The 22,177-nt window shown below is 60.1% G+C and carries 25 protein-coding genes; 11 read left to right on the plus strand and 14 right to left on the minus strand.

Annotated elements, in window-relative coordinates:
- The first annotated feature begins 26 nt into the window (after positions 1-26).
- Together mlaD and phaeop14_RS05875 are read left to right on the plus strand one after the other, a co-directional pair.
- Positions 27-479, plus strand: coding sequence for an outer membrane lipid asymmetry maintenance protein MlaD (gene mlaD / locus phaeop14_RS05870; RefSeq protein WP_040173201.1), 453 nt, complete (start codon positions 27-29; stop codon positions 477-479).
- Positions 479-841: a DUF2155 domain-containing protein gene (locus tag phaeop14_RS05875; RefSeq protein WP_040173204.1), complete on the plus strand. Its 363-nt coding sequence runs from the start codon at positions 479-481 to the stop codon at positions 839-841. Before mlaD ends, phaeop14_RS05875 begins: the two co-directional genes overlap by 1 nt.
- Here the strand turns inward: phaeop14_RS05875 and aat are convergent.
- The 9 genes from aat to phaeop14_RS05920 all read right to left on the minus strand — a co-directional run bounded on the left by aat (position 805) and on the right by phaeop14_RS05920 (position 9,578).
- On the minus strand, positions 805-1,437 hold the full coding sequence (aat, locus tag phaeop14_RS05880; protein WP_096789017.1) for a leucyl/phenylalanyl-tRNA--protein transferase: 633 nt from the start codon (positions 1,435-1,437) through the stop codon (positions 805-807). The two genes, phaeop14_RS05875 and aat, sit on opposite strands and share 37 nt — an antisense overlap.
- Before the next feature lie 119 nt (positions 1,438-1,556).
- Positions 1,557-2,909 carry an acetyl-CoA carboxylase biotin carboxylase subunit gene (accC, locus tag phaeop14_RS05885; protein WP_040178231.1) on the minus strand — a complete coding sequence of 451 codons (1,353 nt, stop codon included), beginning with the start codon at positions 2,907-2,909 and terminating at the stop codon, positions 1,557-1,559.
- A 9-nt stretch (positions 2,910-2,918) separates the two neighbouring features.
- Entirely contained in the window at positions 2,919-3,422 is a 504-nt protein-coding gene (gene accB, locus phaeop14_RS05890) for an acetyl-CoA carboxylase biotin carboxyl carrier protein (protein WP_040173212.1), read from the minus strand.
- Between the two features lie 159 nt (positions 3,423-3,581).
- Positions 3,582-4,118: a LuxR C-terminal-related transcriptional regulator gene (locus tag phaeop14_RS05895; RefSeq protein WP_040173213.1), complete on the minus strand. Its 537-nt coding sequence runs from the start codon at positions 4,116-4,118 to the stop codon at positions 3,582-3,584.
- 196 nt (positions 4,119-4,314) lie between these two features.
- Positions 4,315-5,070 (minus strand): ABC transporter ATP-binding protein, encoded by a 756-nt coding sequence (locus phaeop14_RS05900; RefSeq protein ID WP_040173216.1) that lies wholly within the window; start codon positions 5,068-5,070, stop codon positions 4,315-4,317.
- 11 nt (positions 5,071-5,081) lie between these two features.
- Positions 5,082-5,837, minus strand: coding sequence for an ABC transporter ATP-binding protein (locus tag phaeop14_RS05905; protein ID WP_040173217.1), 756 nt, complete (start codon positions 5,835-5,837; stop codon positions 5,082-5,084).
- Positions 5,838-5,849: 12 nt separating this feature from the next.
- Positions 5,850-7,052, minus strand: a complete 1,203-nt coding sequence (locus tag phaeop14_RS05910; RefSeq protein WP_040178236.1) for a branched-chain amino acid ABC transporter permease — start codon at positions 7,050-7,052, stop codon at positions 5,850-5,852.
- A 4-nt stretch (positions 7,053-7,056) separates the two neighbouring features.
- On the minus strand, positions 7,057-8,079 hold the full coding sequence (locus phaeop14_RS05915) for a branched-chain amino acid ABC transporter permease (protein WP_014874392.1): 1,023 nt from the start codon (positions 8,077-8,079) through the stop codon (positions 7,057-7,059).
- 152 nt (positions 8,080-8,231) lie between these two features.
- Complete coding sequence (locus tag phaeop14_RS05920; RefSeq protein WP_014874393.1) at positions 8,232-9,578, minus strand: substrate-binding protein; 1,347 nt, start codon at positions 9,576-9,578, stop codon at positions 8,232-8,234.
- Positions 9,579-9,810: 232 nt separating this feature from the next.
- Between phaeop14_RS05920 and phaeop14_RS05925 the strand changes: the two genes are divergently transcribed.
- The 5 genes from phaeop14_RS05925 to phaeop14_RS05945 all read left to right on the plus strand — a co-directional run bounded on the left by phaeop14_RS05925 (position 9,811) and on the right by phaeop14_RS05945 (position 16,108).
- Complete coding sequence (locus phaeop14_RS05925; RefSeq protein ID WP_096790243.1) at positions 9,811-11,124, plus strand: XRE family transcriptional regulator; 1,314 nt, start codon at positions 9,811-9,813, stop codon at positions 11,122-11,124.
- Positions 11,125-11,223: 99 nt separating this feature from the next.
- Complete coding sequence (locus phaeop14_RS05930) at positions 11,224-11,667, plus strand: response regulator transcription factor (protein WP_040173222.1); 444 nt, start codon at positions 11,224-11,226, stop codon at positions 11,665-11,667.
- Complete coding sequence (locus phaeop14_RS05935) at positions 11,664-11,999, plus strand: hypothetical protein (RefSeq protein WP_040173223.1); 336 nt, start codon at positions 11,664-11,666, stop codon at positions 11,997-11,999. Before phaeop14_RS05930 ends, phaeop14_RS05935 begins: the two co-directional genes overlap by 4 nt.
- Entirely contained in the window at positions 11,999-14,677 is a 2,679-nt protein-coding gene (locus tag phaeop14_RS05940) for a sensor histidine kinase (RefSeq protein WP_096789018.1), read from the plus strand. The genes phaeop14_RS05935 and phaeop14_RS05940 overlap by 1 nt, the downstream gene beginning before the upstream one ends.
- An 81-nt stretch (positions 14,678-14,758) precedes the next feature.
- Positions 14,759-16,108 carry a FliM/FliN family flagellar motor switch protein gene (locus phaeop14_RS05945; protein WP_040173230.1) on the plus strand — a complete coding sequence of 450 codons (1,350 nt, stop codon included), beginning with the start codon at positions 14,759-14,761 and terminating at the stop codon, positions 16,106-16,108.
- 116 nt (positions 16,109-16,224) lie between these two features.
- On the opposite strand, the gene phaeop14_RS05950 is transcribed toward phaeop14_RS05945, so the two are convergent.
- The 4 genes from phaeop14_RS05950 to phaeop14_RS05965 form a co-directional block, all read right to left on the minus strand.
- A complete protein-coding gene (locus tag phaeop14_RS05950; RefSeq protein WP_096789019.1) occupies positions 16,225-16,683 on the minus strand; it encodes a protein tyrosine phosphatase family protein in 459 nt (152 codons plus the stop codon).
- An 11-nt stretch (positions 16,684-16,694) separates the two neighbouring features.
- Positions 16,695-17,126 carry a DUF6691 family protein gene (locus phaeop14_RS05955; protein ID WP_096789020.1) on the minus strand — a complete coding sequence of 144 codons (432 nt, stop codon included), beginning with the start codon at positions 17,124-17,126 and terminating at the stop codon, positions 16,695-16,697.
- A complete protein-coding gene (locus phaeop14_RS05960) occupies positions 17,126-17,554 on the minus strand; it encodes a YeeE/YedE family protein (protein WP_040173233.1) in 429 nt (142 codons plus the stop codon). The genes phaeop14_RS05955 and phaeop14_RS05960 overlap by 1 nt, the downstream gene beginning before the upstream one ends.
- A gap of 119 nt (positions 17,555-17,673) precedes the next feature.
- Positions 17,674-18,537 (minus strand): MBL fold metallo-hydrolase, encoded by an 864-nt coding sequence (locus tag phaeop14_RS05965; protein ID WP_096789021.1) that lies wholly within the window; start codon positions 18,535-18,537, stop codon positions 17,674-17,676.
- Between the two features lie 334 nt (positions 18,538-18,871).
- On the opposite strand from phaeop14_RS05965, the gene phaeop14_RS05970 reads away from it, so the two are divergent.
- On the plus strand, positions 18,872-19,102 hold the full coding sequence (locus phaeop14_RS05970; RefSeq protein WP_096789022.1) for a hypothetical protein: 231 nt from the start codon (positions 18,872-18,874) through the stop codon (positions 19,100-19,102).
- A gap of 112 nt (positions 19,103-19,214) precedes the next feature.
- Here phaeop14_RS05970 and phaeop14_RS05975 read toward each other — a convergent pair whose 3' ends face one another.
- Positions 19,215-19,436: a hypothetical protein gene (locus phaeop14_RS05975; protein WP_014874403.1), complete on the minus strand. Its 222-nt coding sequence runs from the start codon at positions 19,434-19,436 to the stop codon at positions 19,215-19,217.
- A gap of 232 nt (positions 19,437-19,668) precedes the next feature.
- Here phaeop14_RS05975 and phaeop14_RS05980 point away from each other — a divergent pair, with 232 nt between their 5' ends.
- The 3 genes from phaeop14_RS05980 (at position 19,669) to phaeop14_RS05990 (ending at position 22,163) form a co-directional block, all read left to right on the plus strand.
- The gene (locus phaeop14_RS05980; protein WP_014874404.1) at positions 19,669-19,932 is read left to right on the plus strand and encodes a DUF2312 domain-containing protein; all 264 of its coding nucleotides are present in this window, start codon (positions 19,669-19,671) and stop codon (positions 19,930-19,932) included.
- A gap of 174 nt (positions 19,933-20,106) precedes the next feature.
- Positions 20,107-20,502, plus strand: coding sequence for a RidA family protein (locus phaeop14_RS05985; RefSeq protein ID WP_040173246.1), 396 nt, complete (start codon positions 20,107-20,109; stop codon positions 20,500-20,502).
- A gap of 326 nt (positions 20,503-20,828) precedes the next feature.
- Positions 20,829-22,163 carry an NAD(P)-dependent oxidoreductase gene (locus phaeop14_RS05990; RefSeq protein WP_096789023.1) on the plus strand — a complete coding sequence of 445 codons (1,335 nt, stop codon included), beginning with the start codon at positions 20,829-20,831 and terminating at the stop codon, positions 22,161-22,163.
- The last annotated feature ends 14 nt before the right edge of the window (positions 22,164-22,177 follow it).

Below are 22,177 nucleotides of genomic sequence, written 5' to 3' on the forward strand. Positions count from 1 at the left end.
CATCCAAGGGCAGGGGCTGAAACAGCATGTCGCATAACACTACTGAGGTTCTGGCAGGTGGGCTGGTTCTGGCCGCTGCAATCGGATTTGCCGTCTATGCGGGGCAGGCCGCGGGTCTATCTCGGGCCGGATCAAGCTATGAACTCAATGCCTCCTTCCGTTCTCTGGAGGGGGTCAGCGTGGGCACCGATGTGCGCCTTGCCGGTGTCAAGATTGGCACCGTGACCGGGGTTGATCTGAACCCACAAACTTTCCGCGCGGACACCCGGTTTTCGGTGAAAGATGGGATTGAGATCCCGGATGACAGCGCGGTGGTTATTTCCTCCGAAGGTCTGTTGGGCGGCAATTTTGTCGAGGTAATGCCGGGCGGATCGCCCTTTGCCTTTGAAGCAGGTGATGCGGTGGAAGATACCCAAGGCGCGGTCAGTCTGATTTCGCTTCTGGTAAAATTTGTTGCAGGTAGCGGAGACGAAAGCTGATGCGTCTGCTGGCGGCAGTCTTGGCATGTGGATTGAGCATTGGCACCGCCTTTGCGCAGGGCGCTGCAGAGAATGGCAATTCGGCTGTTCTGCGTGGTCTCGACAAGGTGAATGGTCAGACACAGGATCTAGAAATTCCCGTCGGCGGCAGCGCGGAAATTTTTGGCGTGATCGTCAGTCTGCGGGAATGCCGCTATCCGGCGGACAACCCGACGGGTGATGCCTATGCCTATCTGACGGTGCGCAATCCCAATGATGCCACAGTGTATTTCGATGGCTGGATGATCGCCTCAAGCCCGGCGCTGAATGCGCTGGATCACAGCCGTTATGACGTTTGGGTCATGCGCTGCACCAGCACCTGAGGATCGGGCAGCTCAACAGCGGTGAAGTCGGCCGCGATATCCAGCGCGTCGCGCAATTGGCGCCGATAGTTGGCACGGGTGATTTCGATCGCCCCGAGCGAGGCCAGATGCGGCGTCAGAAACTGCGTATCACAGAGCGTGAACCCTGATTGCTGTAAGCGGTCCATGAGATAGGCCAGTGCAATCTTGGACGCGTCACGCCGCCGTGAGAACATGCTCTCACCAAAAAACGCCCCCCCCAGCGCGACGCCGTAGACACCGCCCGTCAGCGCGCCAGCATGGTAGACCTCAAGCGAATGGGCGTTGCCCTGATTGTGAAGGTCAATGTATCTGGCGCGAATTTCCGGGTTGATCCAGGTTTCTTCGCGATCCGCGCAGGCGTCCAGTACAGCTGCAAAATCCCGGTTCACTGAGATTTGATACCCGCCCCGACGCAGGGTTTTGATCAGGGATCGAGACAGGTGAAAGCCGCCAATGGGGAAGACGCCACGCCGCTTGGGATCTACCCAGAACACCTCCGGGTCATCCCGGCTTTCAGCCATGGGAAAGACGCCGACAGAATAGGCGTGCAGCAGCAGGTCTGGTGTGAGGGTCATGGCGTTAGTCTAAAACGGGAGTGGGCAGTCACGGAACCGGAAAAACGTGCCGCGCAAGGCAAAGTTCTGGCCGGTGCAGGAAGGAAGAAAGGGCGGCCCGTTTGGACCGCCCTGATCTCTTAGGCATTGCCGAGGTTGGTTTCCAGCCAATGCTCCAGCCAGTGAATATTATACTCACCGGTGTGGATGTCTTTTTCCTCAAGCAGCGCGTGGAACAGCGGCACGGTGGTGTCGACACCGTCCACGATCAGCTCTCCCAAAGCGCGGCTCAGACGGGCCAAGGCCTCAGGCCGGTCGCGACCATGCACGATCAGCTTGCCGATCAGGCTGTCGTAATAGGGCGGGATCGAATAGCCGTCATAAAGCGCCGAATCCATGCGCACGCCCAGACCGCCTGGGGCGTGATACTGGGTGATCTTGCCGGGGCAGGGTGCGAAGTTCGGCAGTTTTTCTGCGTTGATCCGCACTTCGATGGAGTGACCGTTGATCTCCAGATCGTCCTGGCTGAAGGACATCGGCAGCCCCTCGGCCACGCGGATCTGCTCGCGCACCAGATCGACACCGAAGATGCCCTCGGTCACCGGATGTTCCACCTGAAGGCGGGTGTTCATCTCGATGAAATAGAACTCGCCGTTTTCATAGAGGAATTCGATGGTGCCGGCGCCGATATAGTTGATCTTGGCCACGGCCTCGGCACAGGTCTTGCCGATGCGGGCGCGCTCCTCAGGGGTGATGCAGGGGCCTGGGGCCTCCTCGAACACCTTCTGGTGGCGGCGCTGCAGGGAACAGTCCCGCTCGCCCAGATGCACGGCCTTGCCTTTACCATCGCCGAAGACCTGGATCTCGATGTGGCGCGGCGTGGTCAGGTATTTCTCGATATAGACTTCGTCGTTGCCAAAGGCAGCCTTGCCCTCGGCGCGCGCCGTCATGAAGGCCTGCTCCATGTCGGCAGCGGTCTTGGCCACCTTCATGCCGCGACCACCCCCACCAGCGGTGGCCTTGATGATCACGGGGTAGCCGATGTCTTCGCCGATCTTCTTGGCAGTTTCCAGATCTGGCACACCGCCGTCAGAACCGGGCACACAGGGAACGCCGAGGTCCTTCATCGTGTCTTTGGCGGTAATCTTGTCACCCATGACACGGATGTGTTCGGCGGTCGGCCCGATAAAGGTCAGCCCGTGATCCTCAACGATCTGCACGAAGTTGGCGTTCTCCGACAGGAAACCATAGCCGGGGTGGATCGCCTGCGCGCCGGTGATCTCGCAGGCAGAGATAATGGCGGGGATCGACAGGTAGCTTTGCGTCCCGGAGGGCGGGCCAATACAAACGGATTCGTCGGCCATGCGCACATGCATGGCATCAGCGTCTGCGGTGGAATGTACGGCAACCGACTGGATGCCCATTTCCCGGCAGGCACGGATCACGCGCAGGGCGATCTCACCGCGGTTGGCAATCAGGATCTTGTCAAACATGGTGGACCCTTACTCGATGATGACCAGCGGTGTTCCGAATTCGACCGCTGCGCCGTCTTCGACGAGGATACGCTTGATGGTACCGGCCTTGGGTGCCGGGATGTGGTTCATGGTCTTCATGGCTTCGACGATCAGCAGCGTATCGCCTTCGGCCACCTGATCACCCACTTTCACGAACGTTGGCGCGCCGGGTTCGGGCTGGGTGTAAACGGTGCCCACCATCGGCGACGGGACAGCGCCCGGATGGCTTGCAGGATCGTCATTGGCGGCGGCAGGTGCTGCGGCAGGAGCAGCCGCGGCCGGAGCTGCGGGAGCAGCGGCAACAGGCGCCGGGGCTGCGTATGCCTGCACCGGGGCGGGTGCGGCGATGGTCTGACGCGACACGCGCACATTCAGGCTGTCGTCTTCGCCGTAGTCGCGCTTCACCTGCAGTTCGGTCAGGTCATTGTCGCGCAGCAGTTCCGCCAGCGCTTTGATGAAGGATACGTCTGCTTCGTGGGTCTTATTTGTCATTTTTGTCCTCAGCCGGTTCCGACAGGCCCGCAGAAGCTGCGGGCATAAGATTTGAAGGCGCTTATAGGGTATGCTTTACCACAAGGAAAGCGCTGACAATATGGACGCTAACATGGGCGCCCTTGAGGTGATTTGCAATCTTGCGGTGCGGATCGCTGTTCAGAGCGGCATTCCGGTTAGTTTCGCCACCAATTCCGGCAGTTTGCGGGCGGAGAACTTGACCAGAAGATGCGCCCGGTGGGTTTCGATTGTGCGATAAGACAGGTTCAGCTCAGCGCCGATTTCTTTGGCTGAAAGTCCGCGACAGGTCAGGATTGCCACATCACGCTCGCGCGGGGTGAGGCTGACCACGGGCCGGTCGTCCGAGATGTCGGCGAAACTCCAGACACCGCTGCGAAAATGGTGCTCCGGCGTCAGGGAGCGCCCGCGCACCCGGCACCAGAACAGATCGCCGGTGCGGCGGCGCATGATCCGTTCGTCGTTATACTGCCCCGACTGCGCGTCAGGCTGTTGCAGCCGGTCGCCGATGCGCTGGAAGTCTTCTTGGCTGGGGTAAAGCTCAGCGATGGGCAGGCCGACATAGCTGCCGCTATCCCCCCCAAAGGTTTCGGCAAACTGCTGGTTGCAGCGCTGGATCACCCGTTGATCGAGCAGAGCCAGCCCCACCGGCGCAAATTCAAAGGCAAGATCGGTCATGGGGGCAGATAACCGCTGTTCCGGCGCAAAGCAAAGCGAATTCAGGAGGCAAAATGCATGGTGGGATCCTTTGTGGCCACTTGCAAACTGGCATCACGGATTCCAGAAAACGGGACCAAAAAAGGGCTGATGCCACCGCATCAGCCCCCAGGTGCCAAGGCCGGTACATGAACCGGCCCGACGGGGAGTGTTGGGGTTAGATGGCTAGGTATTCGGCGCGCAGTTCCTCGTTTTCGAGGACTTCAGCGGCAGCGCCATCGAAGACAATACCGCCTGTATCAAGGATCACGGCACGGTCGGCCAGCTCCAACGCGCGCACTGCGTTCTGTTCAACGATGACCGTGGTGATGCCCTGTTGTTTGATGTGAATGAGGGTCTTTTCGATCTCATCCACGATAACGGGCGCCAGACCCTCATAGGGTTCATCCAGCAGCAACACCTTGATGTCGCGGGCCAATGCGCGGGCAATCGCCAGCATTTGCTGTTCGCCACCGGAAAGCGTGACACCCTCCTGCTTGCGGCGTTCGCCAAGACGTGGGAACAGCTCATAGAGCCTCTCAAGAGACCAGCCGATGGGCGGGGCAATCTGCGCCAGCTGCAGGTTTTCCTCAACGGTGAGACCGGGAATGATGCGGCGATCTTCGGGGACAAGACCCAGACCCGCGGCGGAGGCCTCATGCGAGGACATCTTGTGCAGGGGCTGATGGTCCAGCCAGATCTCGCCCTTGGTCACCATCGGTGAGCCGGTGCGCGCGATGGAGCGCAGGGTCGAGGTCTTGCCAGCGCCGTTGCGGCCCAACAGGGCGAGGATCTCACCTTCGTGCACATTGAAGGAAATACCCTGCACGATGTAGCTCTCGCCGTAGTAGGCATGCATGTCCCAGACCGACAGAAAGGCTGGTGCCGTGGTGGCGTGGTTGGCGTGTTTGGAAAAGTCGGGTTTGACGTTCATCTGTGATCTCCTTACGCCGACTCGCCGAGGTAGGCTTCGCGCACCTTCGGGTTGCCTTTGATGTTCTGCGGATCGTCCTCTACCAGCGGGGTGCCCTGCGCCAGCACAGTGATCCGATCCGCCAGTGAGAACACGACGTGCATGTCGTGTTCGATGATCGCGATGGTGATGTCGCGCTCGGCTTTGATCTGTTTCAGCAGGTCGATGGTGTTGTTGGTATCGGCCCGCGCCATGCCCGCGGTCGGCTCGTCCAGCAGCAGAAGACGCGGTTCTTGTGACAGACACATGCCAATCTCAAGCCGCCGTTTATCCCCGCGTGACATGGAGGCGGCGTTCATGTGCCGCTTGTCGGCCATGTTCATTTCCTCCAGCATGTGCTCTGCCTTCTCCAGAATGTCGCGCTGGCCAGAGACGGCGCTGATCGCATTCATTTCAAAAGCGCCATCGCGTTTGGCAAAACAGGGGATCATCATGTTTTCCAGCACCGACAGGTCGCCAAAGATTTCAGGCGTCTGGAACACACGGGAGATGCCCATCTGGTTGATTTCGTAAGGCGCGCGGCCCAGGACGGATTTGCCATCGAACATCACCGATCCGGTGTCCGGGATCAGCTTACCCACCAGACAGTTCAGCAGCGTGGACTTGCCCGCCCCATTGGGGCCGATGATGGCGTGGACAGTGTTTTCGCGCACGCTGAGGTTCACCTCGGACAGTGCCTGAAGGCCACCGAACCGCTTGCCCACGTTTTTGACTTCAAGGATACCCATTGGTCTTGCTCCTTATTCCGCAGGTTCAGTTTTGCCCGAGGGGCCATCTTTTTTGGCTTTGCGCCCTTGGATCCAGCTGCGCAGCTTCTGTCCGCCTTCGACCAGGCCACCGGGCAGGAAGATCACCACCAGCATGAATAGAATGCCCAAGGTCAGGTGCCAGCCTTTGCCGATGAAGGGGTGCACGATAAAGACCATCGCATCTTCGATCCCGTCGGGCATGAAGCTGAACCAGCTGTGCAGAACGTTGTCGTTGATCTTGGAGAAGATGTTCTCAAAGTATTTGATGAAGCCTGCGCCCAGCACCGGGCCGATCAAGGTGCCGGCACCACCGAGGATGGTCATCAGTACCACTTCGCCGGAGGCGGTCCACTGCATCCGCTCAGCGCCTGCCAGCGGGTCCATTGAGGCCATCAGACCGCCAGCCAGACCGGCATACATGCCCGAGATCACAAAGGCAGCCAGCGTGTAGGGCCGGGTATTCAGGCCGGTGTAGTTCATCCGCTGCTGGTTCGATTTCACGGCCTTCAGCATCAGGCCAAAGGGCGAGCGGAAGATGCGGATCGACAGGTAAAAGGCGGCCAGCAGGATCAGCGCGCAAAGATAGTAGCCCGCATTGAACTGGAACGCCCAGGGGCCAACGGCCATCTCGAAGGTGGAGCGCATCTCCAGGCCAAAGAGGCTGGTCACCGGGATGGAGCCATCGGCGGTCGCCGACACGCCCAGAACACGGGGGTCATCCAGCGTCAGCTGCAGGCCGGTTTCGCCATTGGTGATCGGGGTCAGCACAGAATAGGCCAGGTTGAACGACATCTGTGCGAAGGCCAGCGTCAGGATCGAGAAGTAGATGCCGGAGCGACGCAGGCTGACATAGCCGATCACCAGTGCAAACAGGCCCGCGACGATCACTGACAATATAATGGCGGGCACCACGTTCATGCTCAGCAGTTTGAACATCCAGACGGCTGAATAGGACCCGACACCGAGGAAGGCGGCATGGCCAAAAGAAAGGTAGCCCGTAAGGCCAAACAGGATGTTGAAGCCAATCGCGAAGATGCCGAAGATCACAAATCGCTGCATCAGGTCTGGATAGCCCGCATTGAACTGCGCCAGCGCGCTGCCCGTCGGGAAAGGGTTCAGGATGAACGGTGCAAACAGGGTCAGGATGGCAACGACCAGCAGCAGCGCCTTATCTTTTTTGTTGAGTGCGAACATGTGCTTAGTCCTCCATCACACCTTTGCGGCCCATCAGGCCCCGCGGGCGGGTGAGCAGAATGATGATTGCGACCACATAGATGATGATCTGGTCGATGCCGGGGATCAGGGATTTGATTTCATTCATCGAGGCGAAGCTTTCGAGCACGCCAAGAAGAAACCCCGCCAGTACGGCGCCGGGGAGGGATCCCATGCCGCCGACAACCACCACGACGAAGCTCAGCACCAGAAAATCCATGCCCATGTGATAGTTGGGGGAGTTGATCGGGGTATACATCACGCCAGCCAGACCGGCGACGGCGGCGGCGATACCAAACATGATGGTGAAGCGGCGGTCGATATTGATGCCCAGAAGGCCCACGGTCTCCCGGTCTGCCATGCCTGCGCGCACCACCATGCCGAATGTGGTGAACTGCAGGAAGGAGAAGATGCCGCCGATGATGACCACGGCAAAGAAGAAATAGACCACGCGCCAAACCGGGTAGACGATGTCCATCCCAATGATGGACCCCAGATTGACAACACCGTTCAGGGCATCCGGGGCAGGGGTCTGGATCGGATTTGCGCCGTAGAAGTATTTCACCACCTCCTGCAGCACGATGGCGAGGCCGAAGGTCACCAGGATCTGGTCTGCATGGGGGCGCTTGTAGAAATGCTTGATCAGGCCGCGTTCCATCACATAGCCGACGCCGATCATGATCGGAATGGCAAAGAGGATCGCAAGCGGCACCGCCCAGTCAATGATCGCACCGCCCACCTCGGGGCCGAACCAACTTTCGACATAGGGGGTTTTCACCTTGAGCGGATTGCCCAGAAAATCCTTCTGGGTCTCATCCACGGTTTCAAAGCTGAGGCTCAGGACCCGTTGCACGGTGACCGCACAGAAGGCGCCGATCATGAACAGCGCCCCATGGGCAAAGTTCACCACGCCCAGCGTGCCAAAGATGAGTGTCAGACCCAGCGCGATCAGCGCATAGGCCGAGCCCTTGTCGAGCCCGTTTAAGATTTGCAATAGGATTGCGTCCATTGTCCCCACCTTCGGTTGGTCCGTCTGGAATTGGCATAAGTCGGCTGTTCAGCGCCGCTGGCGCTGGTCCTGTCGTCGTGAATTGTCAGGCAGGTTGACGCCGGGAGAGTGGCAGGGCGGGCACATGATCTGCGCCCGCCCCATGTCTGTGATCAGGCGCCGCTGTTGCAGGTGCCCAGGGCACCGCCTGCGAACATCGGATGATCCGGCGCGTAGGTCACCTGTTCGGCCGGGGTCACTTCGACAACTTCAAGCAGGTCGAACTCCGAGGTCGGGTTTTCCTTACCGCGTACGACCAGAACGTCTTTGAAGCACTGGTGATCTTCGGCACGGTACAGCGTCTTGCCGTTGCCCAATCCGTCGAATTCAAACCCTTCGAGGGCTTCTACAACCGCGCAGGGGTTGAAGGAGCCCGCGCGTTCAACGGCATCCGCATAAAGCAGGGTCTGGCAGTAAACAGTGTGTGCTGCCTGGCTCGGCGGGAAGCCATATTTGGAGCCGAAGGAGCGCACAAAGGCTTGCGAGCCTTCGTCCTGCAGCGACCAATGCCAGTTGGTGGAGCCGTGGATGCCCTTCACGTTGGCGCCAGCACCCTTGGCCATCAGGCGGGAGTACAGCGGAACAACGATCTCGAAGTTCTTGCCGTTTACGACCTTCTCACGCAGACCAAACTGAACCGCGTTGGTCAGCGAGTTCACCATGTTGCCGCCATAGTGGTTCAGCACCAGCACATCGGCACCGGAGTTCAGAACCGGCGCGATATAGGACGAGAAGTCGGTGGCAGCCAGCGGCGTGCGGACCTTGTTCACGGTGTTCCAGCCCAGCGCCTCAGTGGCGGCGGCGATGGATTCTTCCTGGGTCCAGCCCCAGGTGTAATCCGCGGTCAGGTGATAGGCGTTCCGGTCCGTGCCATAGAGGTTCTTCAGCACCGGTGCCAGCGCCGCGCCGGACATGTAGCCGTTGAAGAAATGGCGGAAGCCATTGGCCTTCTTGTCTTTGCCGGTGGTGTCGTTGGAGTGGGTGAGACCCGCCATGAAGATGACGCCAGCCTCTTGGCAGAGGCCTTGTACAGCAATCGCCACACCTGAGGACGACCCGCCAGTGATCATCACGGCGCCGTCTTTTTCGATCATCGACTTGGCCGAGGCACGGGCCGCGTCGGATTTGGTCTGGGTGTCGCCGGTGACGAATTTGACTTCCTTGCCCATGATCCCGTTGCCCTGCAGGGCCTTGGACGAGAAGGTGTTCATCATGCCGCCGTCGCCGCCGCCATTCAGATGTTCAACGGCCAGCTGATAAGCGCGCAACTCATCCGCGCCCTCATCCGCGTAGGGGCCGGTTTGGGGTACGTTGAAGCCCAGCGTCACGGTGCTGCCGGTCGGCTCATTTGTAAACGCGGCTGCAGACGATGCGGTAAAGATCGTCGGAAGCGCCACACCGGCGCCCGCGATGGCACCGGTCTTCAGAACTCCGCGACGCGATACGTCAGTCTTGGACATGTAATCCTCCCTTATGTGTAACGACGGCAACAGCTCCTCACTTCCGCTGACGTCCGCACGTTTTCGTGCAAAACCAGTATGGGCGCGGCTTGTAAAATCACGCAATAAAACCCTTGAAATGCTGATTTATTCTGTAAACAAATGAACAGGTGTTAAGGGTTTTCTGTAAAGAAACTTATGTTGCAGCGCAGAAAGCCCTTGATCCGCCATGCTTTTGGAAGGGAGTGCCGCCATGGGGCGTGACACGCTGACAGGGAGCCGCATCCGCGAGCGGCGGTTGATGCTGGGGCTGCGCCAGGCCGAACTGGCGCGGCAGGTCGACATCTCTGCCTCCTATCTGAACCTGATTGAACACAACCGGCGCAGAATCGGCGGCAAGCTGTTGGTTGATCTGGCACGTGTGCTGGCGGTTGAGCCGTCGATGCTGACCGAAGGGGCGGAGGTGGCGCTATTGTCGACCCTGCGTGAGGCTGCTGCGGATTTGCCCAGGCCGGTGGCAGAGCTGGACCGGGTGGATGAATTCGCGGGCCGGTTTCCGGGCTGGGCCGAGGTGCTGGCGCAAAGCCAGCAGCGTATCGCCAGCCTGGAGCGCACGGTGCAAACCCTGTCGGATCGTCTCACCCATGATCCGCAGCTGGCGGCCTCGCTTCATGAGGTGCTGTCCACTGCTGCGGCGATCCGCTCAACCGCGTCGATTCTGGCGGAGACCGGAGAGCTGGAGGTCGAATGGCGTGACCGCTTTCACAGGAACCTGAATGAGGATTCGCTGCGCCTTGCAGAGAGTAGCCGCGCTTTGGTGAACTTCCTTGATGAGAGCAATACCTCCGCAGAGCGCCGTGGTGTCCCTCAGGAGGAGGTTGAGCAGTTCTTTGCCAGCCACGGTCATCACTTCCCGGAGCTGGAAGCGGCAGGGCCTGAGGCGCGCGGGGATTTGATTGAGGTGCTGATTGCGCAGGGGGGCGATCTGGTGAGTGAGGCAGGCCGTACCATCGCCCGCGCGGCCCTGCTGCAATATTGTGCCGACGCCGCGGTGCTGCCGTTGATGCCGCTGACTGAACGTCTCGCCAGTGGCGGGATTGCCCCGGTCAGCTTGGCGCGTGCCTTTGACTGTGATCTGCCGACCGTGCTGCGCCGACTTGGAGCGTTGCCGCCTGCGGTGCTGGGCCAGGAGGCGGGGCTGGTGGTCTGCGATGCCTCTGGCTCCATCCTGTTTCGCAAGCCGGTCACGGGGTTTGCATTACCAAGGTTCGGCGCCTCCTGTCCATTGTGGCCACTGTATACCGCGCTTTCGCGCCCGCAGGTGCCCGTGCGCCGGGATGTGGTGCAGCAGGGGCGCAGTGCCGTTGGTTTCGATTGTCTGGCGGTCTCCTGGCCTCATCAGCGGCCAGATTTTGACAGTGACCCGCTGTATCACGCGGTGATGCTGATCCTGCCCAAGGGCGAGGTGGCGGAGACAGCTCAGCCAGTGGGCGCGAGCTGCCGGATCTGTTCGCGCCGCGACTGTGTGGCACGGCGCGAACCGTCGATCCTGAAGGAAGAGTTTTGACAGCAGCGCAACCGCAACGCTACTGTTGCGCCAGGGACGGAGACGCCTTGAGGCAAAAACCTCGCGAAGGATCGGGCGTAGGGGAGGAATATCCACACAATGGGCAGGCATGTTGTTCTGGTCGAAGATGAGCCGAATATCACCGAGGCGATCCGATTTCTGCTGACCCGCGATGGTTGGCGGGTCGACAGCCACGCCGATGGCAGTGATGCCGTCGAGGCGATCTGCGCGGCCGAGCCGGATCTGGTGATCCTGGATCTAATGTTGCCGGGCAAGAGCGGGCTTGAGATCATTCGCGAACTGCGCGACAGCGGGCAGCTGCCGGGTTTGCCGGTTCTGATGCTGACCGCACGAGGGCAGCTGCGCGACCGGGAGATGGCAGAGCAGGCCGGGGTCACCCGGTTCATGACAAAGCCGTTTTCCAACAGCGAGGTTCTAACCGCAGTCCGCGACCTTCATGCGCAGGCGGCGCAGAACCGCGCGGGTGTGTCTGAGGCAGGCGCTGCGGCTGCTGATCTGGCTGAACAGGCCCGCCAGGGATGATCCGTGGCGACGGCGCTGAGAGCGAGGGCGAAACCGGCGCGCCGTTTGTTGAACGCCGGACCTATCGCCGCCGCCGTCTGATGGATGTTGCTCGCCTGTTGCCTGTCTTGGGCGCGCTGTTGCTGCTGGTGCCACTGATGTGGCCCGACCCAGACCCCTATCCTGCACCGGACAGTATGTCAGGCATGCCGCTGTCACGGGCGATGATCTATATCCTTGTGGTCTGGGCGGGGCTGATACTGGCGAGCTTTGGCTTTGCGCTGGCAGTGCGGCGCTGGGCGGAGCACTGGACCGAAGGTGGCGAACCGCGCCGGGGCGGGGACGCGGACTGATGGCGTCGCTCAATGTTCTGGCGCTGGTCTGTCTGAGCTATGTTGCGCTGCTGTTTATCGTGGCTTTCGCCGCGGATCGTCATGCCAGCCATGGACGCGCTGCCCGTTGGATGCGGTCACCGTTGATCTACACGCTGTCGCTGTCGATCTATTGCACCGCTTGGACCTTCTACGGGGCGGTGGGCTACGCGGCGCGCTCGGGGTTGGAATATATCACCATCTATCTTGGCCCGACGCTGGTCATGGTCGGCTGGTGGTGGGGGCTGCGCAAGCTGGTCCGTATCGGGCGCAGCCAGCGGATCACCTCCATCGCGGATCTTTTGTCGGCGCGATATGGCAAGTCAAACCTCTTGGCGATTGGCGTCACGATCCTCGCGGTGATCGGCACAACACCCTATATCTCACTGCAATTACAATCTATTACGCTGTCGTTTGCAATTTTCGCGGAAGCTGACCCGCTGCGCAGTGTCAATGAAACGCAGACGGTATTCTGGGTGGCGACCGGGCTTGCGGCCTTTGCCATTCTGTTTGGCACGCGCAATCTCAACGCCAATGAGCGCCACCACGGCGTCGTGACCGCCGTGGCACTTGAGGCGGTGGTGAAGCTGGTCTCACTGCTGGCGGTCGGCATTTTCGTGGTCTGGGGGATTGCAGGCGGAGTGGGCGAAACCATGGCGCGGATCGACGCCTCCGCGATTGGTCAATGGCAGGTTGATGGCGGGCGCTGGGCGACGATCACTTTCCTGTCGGCAGCAGCCTTCGTCTGCCTGCCGCGTATGTTTCAGGTCATGGTGGTTGAGAATGAGGATGAACGGCATTTGCGCGTCGCGGCTTGGGCTTTTCCGCTCTATCTCCTGCTGATCTCGATCTTTGTGGTGCCAATTGCCGCCATCGGGTTGGAGCTGCTGCCGGTGGGGTCGAACCCGGATCTGTTTGTCCTGACCCTGCCTCTGGCCGAGGGCCAGCAGGGGCTGGCGATGCTATCCTTTCTGGGGGGGTTCTCCTCTGCAACATCCATGGCGATTGTCGCGGCGATGGCGCTGTCGACCATGGTGTCGAACCATATCGTCATGCCGATCTGGCTGCGCTGGCAGGAGGTGGGTGCCTCCGTCTCCGGCGATGTGCGCCATGTGGTGCTGCTGTCGCGGCGGCTGTCGATCGCGGGCATCATGGCGCTGGGCTATTTCTATTATACGCTATCGGGCGGCGGTGCGGCGCTGGCGGCTATCGGTCTGATTTCGTTCACCGGTATTGCGCAGATGCTGCCGAGCCTTGTGGGCGGGCTGTTCTGGCGTGGCGCGACCCGCAGCGGTGCTCTCGCAGGGTTGTCCCTGGGGTTTGCAATTTGGCTTTACACGATGCTTTTGCCAGAACTGGGCGGCGGGCTGCTGCCTGCACGTGTCCTGGCGGATGGGCTGATGGGATTGTCGTGGCTGCGCCCTCATGCGCTTTTTGGCATTGAGGGGCTGGACCCTACCGTCCATGCGGTCCTGTGGTCGATGGCATTAAACACGGCAGCGTTCCTGATTGGATCTCTGCTAACCTTCCCCAGTCCGATGGAGCGCCTGCAGGGCGCGCAATTTGTGCATGTATTTGACCATTCTTCGGGGCCGCGTGGCTGGACCGGATCGGTGGCGCAGAGTGAGGATCTGATGGTCATGTCCCAGCGTATTCTGGGGGCGGGTGAGGCGCAGACGTTCTTTCAGAGCGAGTTGGCGCGCCAGGGCGGGCGGGGCCCGCTGCCCGAGCCGACCCCAGCGTTTCTGGAGCGGCTGGAACGCGAGCTTAGCGCCTCTATCGGGGCAGCGGCGGCCCATGCGATGGTCGGACAGATCGTCGGCGGGTCTTCAGTCTCCGTTCAGGATCTATTGGCGGTGGCGGATGAGACCGCGCAGATCCTTGAGTATTCCAATCGGCTTGAAACACAGTCCGAAGAACTGTCTAGAACGGCGCGCAAGCTTCAGGAAACAAATGAAAAACTGACACAATTATCGCAACAGAAGGATGCGTTCCTCAGCCAAGTGAGCCATGAATTGCGCACGCCGATGACCTCCATCCGGGCGTTTTCCGAAATCCTGCGAGATACCGAAAATCTCGCGTCACAGGATCACAATCGCTATGCCGGCATTATCCATGATGAGGCGCAGAGGCTAACCCGTCTGCTCAACGATCTTCTGGACCTCAGCGTACTGGAAAATGGGCAGGTAAGCCTTAACATCAGTGCAGGGCGGTTAGGGGACGTGCTGGATCATGCGGTGGCGACCGCGCTGGCGGATGGATCGGTGCGGCTGCGAGTGACGCGTAACCAGGCGACCGACGATATGCGGCTCTCCTCTGATCTGGATCGGTTGGCGCAGGTGTTCATCAACCTGATCGCCAACGCCGACAAATATTGTACCGCAGCGGACCCGGAGCTGCGCATCACCGCCCGGCAAAATGGTCATTGGTTGTTCATTGATTTCATCGACAATGGCGAGGGAATCCCGCCAGAGTTTCGCACCACTATTTTTGAGAAGTTTTCAAGGGTTAGCCCGGAACGGGCAGGCGGCGCGGGGCTCGGATTGGCGATTTGCCGGGAAATCATGCAACGCCTTGGCGGCGATGTGACCTATCTCGCCGGGGAGGTTGGCGGCGCCTTTCAGGTTTCCTTACCTCTTCGTCAGGAAAACCGGGTTTAACTGTTTAGCGTAAAGTTATTGGTAACCACTCTCGGGGTAAACCTAGGGCAAAGCGGTGCGAGAGGGGCAGGTCTAAAGCCTATGTCTGAAACGAAATCGGAATCGGCAGCGATTGGTGGCGAAGGGGTCTTGGCCCGCAAGCTGGCGGCCACCAAAGAGGGCAAGGGCGGGCTCACCAGTTCGTTGATCCTTAAGGCTTTGCGCCGTTCGATCGCGCGGGCGGCGGCGGATCTCTGTGATCTTCCCGTGGCTGTGCTGGCTGCGCGTCAGGCCAACCGCATTCCCGAAGATTTGCCGCCACACTTGTCGGACAAACACCTGCTGGTCGTTCTGGACGGACCGCACGGGAGAATAGGGGCGGCGACGCTGGACGCGGCGACCGTGACCGCGCTTATTCAACAGCAGACCATGGGTCAGGTTCTTGGAAAGGCGCCGAGCGAGCGGAACTATACCCCGACCGACGCCGCCATGGTTGCCGACTTTCTTGAGCGCACCTTTGCGAAGGTGGTCTCCATGCTCGCCCAGCAGAAGGATGAGGCCATCTTCTCCGGTTACCGGTTCGGTGCCCAGATTGAGGATGTGCGCAGCCTTGTTCTCGGGCTTGAGGCCGAAGATTACCGGGTGATTGAGCTGACTTTGGATCTAGCCTGCGGAGCGATGCAGGGCGGGCTCACCCTGATCCTGCCGGAGCCAACACCTGAGGATTTGGGGCAGGCGGGAGAGGTTGCCCATCAGGCAGGTCCATCTCTTGGCAGCAATATGGGATCCATGCGGGCCGAGCTGCGCGCTGTGTTGTGCAAGATGAAGGTTCCTGCGAATGAATTTTCTGCACTTGCGGAAGGGGACCTCCTGCCACTGGATCAGGCTTTCCTATACGAGACGGAGATGATTTCTATCAGTGGCCAATCAATTGCCCAGGGTCGTCTAGGCCAGATGAACGGCGCACGCGCTGTCCGGCTGACCGATCCGCGCACCAAACTGGTGAGTGACAATGCAGCCGATGAGAGCGCGTTCTCGTCGCATATGGGCGGCGGTGTCGGGTCTTTGGAGCATGAACCGCCAACCTTGGATCTCTCCGTTGCGGCTGACGGGTTGCAGGATCCCATGGGTGGCATGGGCGGTCTCGGCGATGGGCTCGGCGATCTCGGGGGTGACCTCGGAGGGGATTTAGGCGGCGACCTTGGCGGTGATCTGGCGGGTATGCCGATGGCGGGCGATCTTCCTGATGGCCTGAATGACGGTCTGGGTGACGCCATGTCCGGTGATCTGCCAGATCTTGGAGATCTACCAGACCTCGGTGCGATGCCGATGGGCGACGGTCTCGGGGATGGCTTAGGTGACGGCTTGGGTGACGGGCTGGGCGATTTCAGCGCGGATGCGGCTGCGATGGAAATCTCCGATCTTGCCGGGCTGAACAGCGGCACCGGGTAACTCTGCCAAACCGGGCAGTCGAAATGGAAAACGGCAGCGCATGATCTGCACTGCCGTTGAATTTCAGCACCTTACACGGTGAAGCTTATCTGAAGTCAGGGCTCTAGCTGACGATGTCAGCTTTCGTTTGCTGTCGGGGCTACCTGCGCTGCCTGAGTGGCCACGGCCATCAACGTCGGGCGCAGCCCATCAAGCTGGTATCCGGCCTCTGCAGTGGTGGCGAGAATCTCATCCACCGGCATAAGCGGTGCTTGGCCCAATGCCCAAACAACCGAGCAGCGGGTGCCGGATGCGCAATAGGCCAGTACCGGGCCATCCGAAGCCTCAACAAACGCTTGCTGCTTGGCGACATTCTCTGGCGTCATGGTCTGGTGGGTCAGCGGCAGCACTTCGAACCGCAACCCCTGCGCCTCGGCAGCGGTGCGGATGGCATCGGCCTGATGGCTGGGCGGAACCTCGGCATCAGGGCGGTTGCAGATCACCGTGGTGAATCCGGCGGCGGCCAGCTGCGGCAGGTCCTCAACCGAAATCTGCGGCGAGACGGAATAGCGGGGGGTCAATGTGCGTGCGTCCATGATCCGGCCTTTTACGTGCTTGCAGCCGCGCGGTCTAGTCGCTGGGCGAACGGGGGCGCCGCCATCATGCCGATGAGCAGTGCTGCGATGAAAATGATGCCGCCGGTGCCGCCATAGCTAAGCGAGGCAATCGCCGGCCCAGGGCAGAGGCCAGCCAGCCCCCAGCCGATGCCAAACAGGACAGATCCGATGATCAGTCGTCGGTCAAGCTCTTGCCGTGGCGAGGCTGGAAAACTGCCGCCGACCAATGGCGCGCGACCGCGGGTCAACTGCCAGGCCAATGCCATTGGCAGTATGGCCCCGCCCATCACAAAGGCCAGCGTTGGATCCCAAGCGCCGAATATATCAAGCCAGCCCTGAACCTTTTGTGTGTCGGTCATGCCAGAGAGAAACAGGCCGAGGCCAAACAGCCCGCCCGATGAGAAAGACAGAAGAAGACGCATCAGATCAGACCCCAGACATGGCGAAACAAAGCAAGTGTCAGGCCACCGGCAAGAATGTAGATGACGGTTGCGATCAGCCCGCGCAGTGACAGTCGGGAGATGCCACAGACGCCGTGACCGGAGGTGCAGCCATTGGCAATCCGCGTGCCAAGCCCCACCAGAAGTCCGGCGGCGACAATCACCGCCGTGTTCGAAGTGAGATGTGTGTCCGGCGCCTCGGCGACGGTCAGCCACATTACCAGCGGGACCAGAACCACGCCTGCAATGAAGGCCAGCCGCTCAGCCGCGTTGTTGCGACCGCTGCCATCAATCAGGCCGCCAAGAATGCCGCTGGCCCCCATGATGCGCCCATTGCCGAGCAGGTACACCGCACCGCCCGTGCCGATCAGCACGCCGCCAATCAGCCCCCAGATCCAGTCTATATTCATGGTGAAATCCTTGTGATCTATCAATCTGTGACAGGGAGCCCAGAGCCTATTCGCACCGGATCTCGCAGCCGTCTGCGAAATGGATGGCACTAGGACGGCCCCATCCGGAAGTTCTGGAATCAGAGTTTGTTGATCGGAACCTTCAGGTAAACATTGCCGTCGGTATCGGCGTCCGGCAATTGGCCCGCGCGCATATTGACCTGCAATGATGGCAGGATCAGTCGGGGCATCGACAGTGTTGCGTCGCGGGCATCCCGCATGGCGACGAAGTCCTCAATCGGGCGGCCTTGACCGATATGGATGTTCAGCGCTTTCTGCTCCCCCACCGTGGTCTCCCAGGCATAATCGTCTCTACCCGGTGCCTTGTAGTCATGGCCGACGAAAATACGTGTGTCGTCGGGGAGTGTCAGGATTTTCTGGATCGACTGAAACAGGGCTTCGGAGGAGCCACCGGGAAAATCGCAGCGGGCGGTGCCAAAGTCGGGCATAAACAATGTGTCGCCAACAAATGCGGCGTCCCCAATCACATAGGTGAGGCAAGCGGGGGTGTGGCCCGGCGTGTGCAACACATCACCGCGCAGTTGCCCGATGTGAAAGCTATCGCCCTCGTTGAACAGCGCGTCGAACTGGCTGCCATCGCGTTGAAATTCGGTGCCTTCGTTGAAGACCTTGCCAAAGGTGTCCTGCACCAGAGTGATATTGGCGCCGATGCCAATTTTCCCTCCCAGATGCTCCTGAAGGTAGGGGGCGGCTGAAAGGTGGTCGGCGTGGACATGGCTTTCGAGGATCCACTCAGCTCGCAGACCCTCGGCCTTTACCCAGGCGATCATCTTATCGGCAGAACGGGTATCGGTGCGACCGGCAGCGTGATCGAAATCCAGAACGGAATCGATCAGCGCGCAGGCGGTGCCATCCGGCTCGCGCACCACATAGGATACGGTGTTTGTCTGTTCATCAAAAAACGCTTTGACGATCGGCTTCATGGGGAACCTCCTGATGCTGCATATTACATATATCAAAAAATGAATATGTACAAGAGTGCCGGTGGGAAAACTTGAGGGGCGCACGGTCAGCTGGCGGCGGGCGCCGTGACTTGCAGGATCATTATTTCACGTTATGGTTGATCTCACTCAAGGTCACGTGGCGGGATTTCTGCTATTGTAGCGACAGCGGTGAGGTGAGCCGCGATGACCTGCGCCGAAACCCGGCAGCCGGGACGGAGTAGAGGGCCGTTGTGCAGCCTTCTACGATACTAGTGGGTGTCCGAGTTTTGTTGCCGATGCGGCCCGGCGCGCAGGTCCAAGGGAGGAGTGCAGAATGACCAGTGAGAACAGAACGATCGATAGTCTTATGCAGCGGGCTCAGGAGCTTGAGCGCAGCATTTTGGCCGCGCACCGATTGGATCGGCTCGTCTTATATCCTGAGTTCAGCCAAGCGCTGGCACGTTTGCGGGTCGCGGGCGGGCGCGCTCCCAGTCGCATGTTGCGGTTGGAGCGGATGCTCTGTGAGGAAGCGGCTGACGAGATGTTCGACAACATGCCGGTCTGAGGCCGGGCCGGTCGGGTTTGTTTCAGGCAATAGATTTAGATGCTGAGGTCAGAAGTTACTGCGAATGGCTGGTCGCCCCTCTGGCCCGGCCTTCGCCGTTGTGCGTCAGCGATCAGCCGCCCAGTGTCAGCCCCAGCATGACCAGCATCAGCCCGATGACCGACAGAAACAGCGCACCAAGATTATAGGGCAGCACCTTTTGGACCACAGCGCGCAGGGCGTCGTCGTCCAGCTTTTGCCGTTTGGCCTGCATTACGCGCACCACGCTCCACATCAGCCCGATCAGACCTGCTACCGATACGGCCGCGCCGGCCCAAACCATAATCTCGTACATCGCACTCTCCGGTGGTGGCGCCTCACTGCGCCGGTGGTGTCGGCCTGCGCCTACCTGATTGACGGGGGCAGGGCAAGCCAGCCGAGGTCGGGCGCAGACATTGACCGGGGTGGTTCTTGCCTATTCGGACGGGTCCCATGTCGGATCTCCCTATCACCGCTTGCGGAGCAGGGGGCACGATTGTATCTGGAGGGCTGATCCGAGTTTCCACCCTTTGCCGACGGAGCCCACGATGGATATGACCGAAGACGAAAAAAGCGACAGCTACCGTGTGACCGCTGGTGAATTGCGCCAGTTTATTGAACGGTTTGAGCGTCTGGACGCTGAGAAGAAAGATCTTGCTGAGCAGCAGAAAGAGATCATGGCCGAAGCGAAGGCGCGCGGCTACGACACAAAGGTGATCCGAAAGGTGATCGCGCTGCGCAAGCGCGACAAAGACGATATCGCCGAAGAAGAAGCGGTTCTTGAAATGTACAAGGAAGCGCTCGGCATGTGAGCCGATATGGCCTTACGTGATGGCGCAAGCCTGTTTGGCCCTTCGCGTTTGCGGAGGGCTTTTTTGTGTTCTTTAAGTTTGTATATTTTAAGCTTGAAGTAAATTTCATCCTGATGGATATTGGGAGCTGAAAAGTGGTTGCGCGGATCGTCGCGCTCAGGACAGGAGCCCAACATGCCGACAGTGAATGTGCACCCCGAAGGCTGGAAACCGGCCAAAGGCTATGCCAACGGCATGATCGGCGAGGGGCGGATGCTGTTTGTTGGTGGCCAGATTGGCTGGACTGCGGATCAGGTCTTTGAGACGGACGACTTCATCGGTCAGATGAGCCAGGCGCTGGAGAACATTCTGGCAGTCGTGCAGGAGGCCGGTGGCAGCGCCAGCGACATCACCCGGCTGACCTGGTATGTGACCGACAAGGCCGAGTATCTGGCGCATCAGCGGGAGGTCGGGGCGGCCTATCGCGCTGTCATGGGCTACCATTTTCCTGCGATGACGATGGTGGTGGTTGCGGGGCTTATCGAAGATCGTGCCAAGATCGAGATTGAAGCCACTGCGATGCTCGCCTGACCAGGACCGCGCATCTAATCAGATCTTATTGAAGCCGCTTTTCTGTTCGATTGTTTCGGGCGGAGGGGCGGTTTTTGCCTTCTTTGGGGCAATGGTGCTGACCCTGTTTACCGCACAGTAATAGCGTAATTCCGCTGATCGGGATGGTTAGCCGCAGCCGCCCAATATTTGTGCTGGGGTAATTTTTTGTTCTTCTGCAACGTATTGGCCCGTTGCCTTCGTCGTTGCGCTTCAAAAAACTGACCGATCAAAAATTTTACCAGTTGATAAAAAATCAAACTGTGGCACTCTGATTTGCATAAAAAACAAATCCAGGGAGACACCCAATGGCGACCAGCCATCAGGCATCCGGCATTCAGGCAGGGCGTTTGTCCGCCTCAGAAATTGCCGACAACTTTGGAGACCTGCATCCACAATATGAGGCGCATGAGGCGGCAGTGGCGGCGGATCGCTGCTATTTCTGCTATGATGCGCCTTGTATGACGGCATGCCCGACCTCCATCGACATTCCTCAATTCATCCGGGAGATCCAGACCGGCCACCCGGAAGCGGCGGCGAAGACCATTCTGGAACAGAACATCCTTGGCGGGATGTGTGCTCGGGTGTGTCCGACCGAGACGCTCTGTGAGGAAGCCTGCGTCCGCGAGGCGGCTGAGGGCAAGCCGGTTGAGATTGGTCGCCTGCAGCGCCATGCCACCGACACGTTGATGGAAAAGGGTGTGCATCCCTTCACGCGCGCAGCGGCAACGGGCAAGCGGATCGCTGTGGTGGGCGCGGGACCTGCAGGTCTGGCAGCAGCGCACCGTCTGGCAATGCTGGGTAACGACGTGGTTATCTATGAGGTCCGGCCAAAGGCGGGTGGCCTCAACGAATTTGGGATTGCCGCCTATAAATCGACCGAGAATTTCGCCAGCCGCGAAGTGGATTGGCTGCTGCAAATCGGTGGCATCACCGTCGAATACGGCAAAAAACTCGGTGCAGAACTGAGCCTGGATGCGCTCAAGGCCGAGTATGATGCGGTGTTCCTGTCGATTGGTCTTGGCGGCGTCAATGCGCTGCGTGCCGAGGGCGAGGACAAGGATGGCGTGCGTGACGCGGTCGACTTTATCGCGGAGCTGCGTCAGGCCGATGATCTGACCAATCTGCCGGTTGGGCGCAATGTGGTTGTGATCGGCGGCGGGATGACGGCAGTGGATGCTGCGGTGCAGTCCAAGCTGCTCGGTTCAGAGACTGTGACCATCGCCTATCGCCGGGGCCGTGACGCCATGGGCGCGAGCCGGTTTGAGCAGGATCTGGCCGCAACCAAAGGGGTGCGCCTGTTGTTCAATGTTCAGCCTGTCGCGGTGCATGGCAACGGTGCCTGTGCTGAAATCGAGTTGGAATTTACCAAAAGCGAGGGCGGCCAGTTGAGCGGCACCGGAGAGACGGTGCGGATAGCAGCGGATCAGATCTACAAGGCGATTGGTCAGACGCTGGAGGATCAGCCTGATGCGCTGACGCTTGAAGGGCGCAAAATCAAGGTGGACGCGCGGGGCCGCACGTCGCTTGCCGGGGTCTGGGCTGGGGGGGATTGCGCCTCTGGCGGAGAAGACCTCACCGTGACAGCCGTCGCCGAAGGCCGTGACGCCGCTATGGATATCCACGCCAGCCTGATGGGCTAAGCCAGCCACAGGGC

It is taken from the genome of Phaeobacter piscinae (assembly GCF_002407245.1).
In the GTDB taxonomy this organism is placed as follows: Bacteria; Pseudomonadota; Alphaproteobacteria; order Rhodobacterales; family Rhodobacteraceae; genus Phaeobacter; species Phaeobacter piscinae.

Coding starts and splice junctions, on each gene's coding strand:
- mlaD (WP_040173201.1), top strand. CDS start 27: ATGTCGCATAACACTACTGAGGTTCTGGCAGGTGGGCTGGTTCTGGCC.
- phaeop14_RS05875 (WP_040173204.1), top strand. CDS start 479: ATGCGTCTGCTGGCGGCAGTCTTGGCATGTGGATTGAGCATTGGCACC.
- aat (WP_096789017.1), bottom strand. CDS start 1,437: ATGACCCTCACACCAGACCTGCTGCTGCACGCCTATTCTGTCGGCGTC.
- accC (WP_040178231.1), bottom strand. CDS start 2,909: ATGTTTGACAAGATCCTGATTGCCAACCGCGGTGAGATCGCCCTGCGC.
- accB (WP_040173212.1), bottom strand. CDS start 3,422: ATGACAAATAAGACCCACGAAGCAGACGTATCCTTCATCAAAGCGCTG.
- phaeop14_RS05895 (WP_040173213.1), bottom strand. CDS start 4,118: ATGACCGATCTTGCCTTTGAATTTGCGCCGGTGGGGCTGGCTCTGCTC.
- phaeop14_RS05900 (WP_040173216.1), bottom strand. CDS start 5,070: ATGAACGTCAAACCCGACTTTTCCAAACACGCCAACCACGCCACCACG.
- phaeop14_RS05905 (WP_040173217.1), bottom strand. CDS start 5,837: ATGGGTATCCTTGAAGTCAAAAACGTGGGCAAGCGGTTCGGTGGCCTT.
- phaeop14_RS05910 (WP_040178236.1), bottom strand. CDS start 7,052: ATGTTCGCACTCAACAAAAAAGATAAGGCGCTGCTGCTGGTCGTTGCC.
- phaeop14_RS05915 (WP_014874392.1), bottom strand. CDS start 8,079: ATGGACGCAATCCTATTGCAAATCTTAAACGGGCTCGACAAGGGCTCG.
- phaeop14_RS05920 (WP_014874393.1), bottom strand. CDS start 9,578: ATGTCCAAGACTGACGTATCGCGTCGCGGAGTTCTGAAGACCGGTGCC.
- phaeop14_RS05925 (WP_096790243.1), top strand. CDS start 9,811: ATGGGGCGTGACACGCTGACAGGGAGCCGCATCCGCGAGCGGCGGTTG.
- phaeop14_RS05930 (WP_040173222.1), top strand. CDS start 11,224: ATGGGCAGGCATGTTGTTCTGGTCGAAGATGAGCCGAATATCACCGAG.
- phaeop14_RS05935 (WP_040173223.1), top strand. CDS start 11,664: ATGATCCGTGGCGACGGCGCTGAGAGCGAGGGCGAAACCGGCGCGCCG.
- phaeop14_RS05940 (WP_096789018.1), top strand. CDS start 11,999: ATGGCGTCGCTCAATGTTCTGGCGCTGGTCTGTCTGAGCTATGTTGCG.
- phaeop14_RS05945 (WP_040173230.1), top strand. CDS start 14,759: ATGTCTGAAACGAAATCGGAATCGGCAGCGATTGGTGGCGAAGGGGTC.
- phaeop14_RS05950 (WP_096789019.1), bottom strand. CDS start 16,683: ATGGACGCACGCACATTGACCCCCCGCTATTCCGTCTCGCCGCAGATT.
- phaeop14_RS05955 (WP_096789020.1), bottom strand. CDS start 17,126: ATGCGTCTTCTTCTGTCTTTCTCATCGGGCGGGCTGTTTGGCCTCGGC.
- phaeop14_RS05960 (WP_040173233.1), bottom strand. CDS start 17,554: ATGAATATAGACTGGATCTGGGGGCTGATTGGCGGCGTGCTGATCGGC.
- phaeop14_RS05965 (WP_096789021.1), bottom strand. CDS start 18,537: ATGAAGCCGATCGTCAAAGCGTTTTTTGATGAACAGACAAACACCGTA.
- phaeop14_RS05970 (WP_096789022.1), top strand. CDS start 18,872: ATGACCAGTGAGAACAGAACGATCGATAGTCTTATGCAGCGGGCTCAG.
- phaeop14_RS05975 (WP_014874403.1), bottom strand. CDS start 19,436: ATGTACGAGATTATGGTTTGGGCCGGCGCGGCCGTATCGGTAGCAGGT.
- phaeop14_RS05980 (WP_014874404.1), top strand. CDS start 19,669: ATGGATATGACCGAAGACGAAAAAAGCGACAGCTACCGTGTGACCGCT.
- phaeop14_RS05985 (WP_040173246.1), top strand. CDS start 20,107: ATGCCGACAGTGAATGTGCACCCCGAAGGCTGGAAACCGGCCAAAGGC.
- phaeop14_RS05990 (WP_096789023.1), top strand. CDS start 20,829: ATGGCGACCAGCCATCAGGCATCCGGCATTCAGGCAGGGCGTTTGTCC.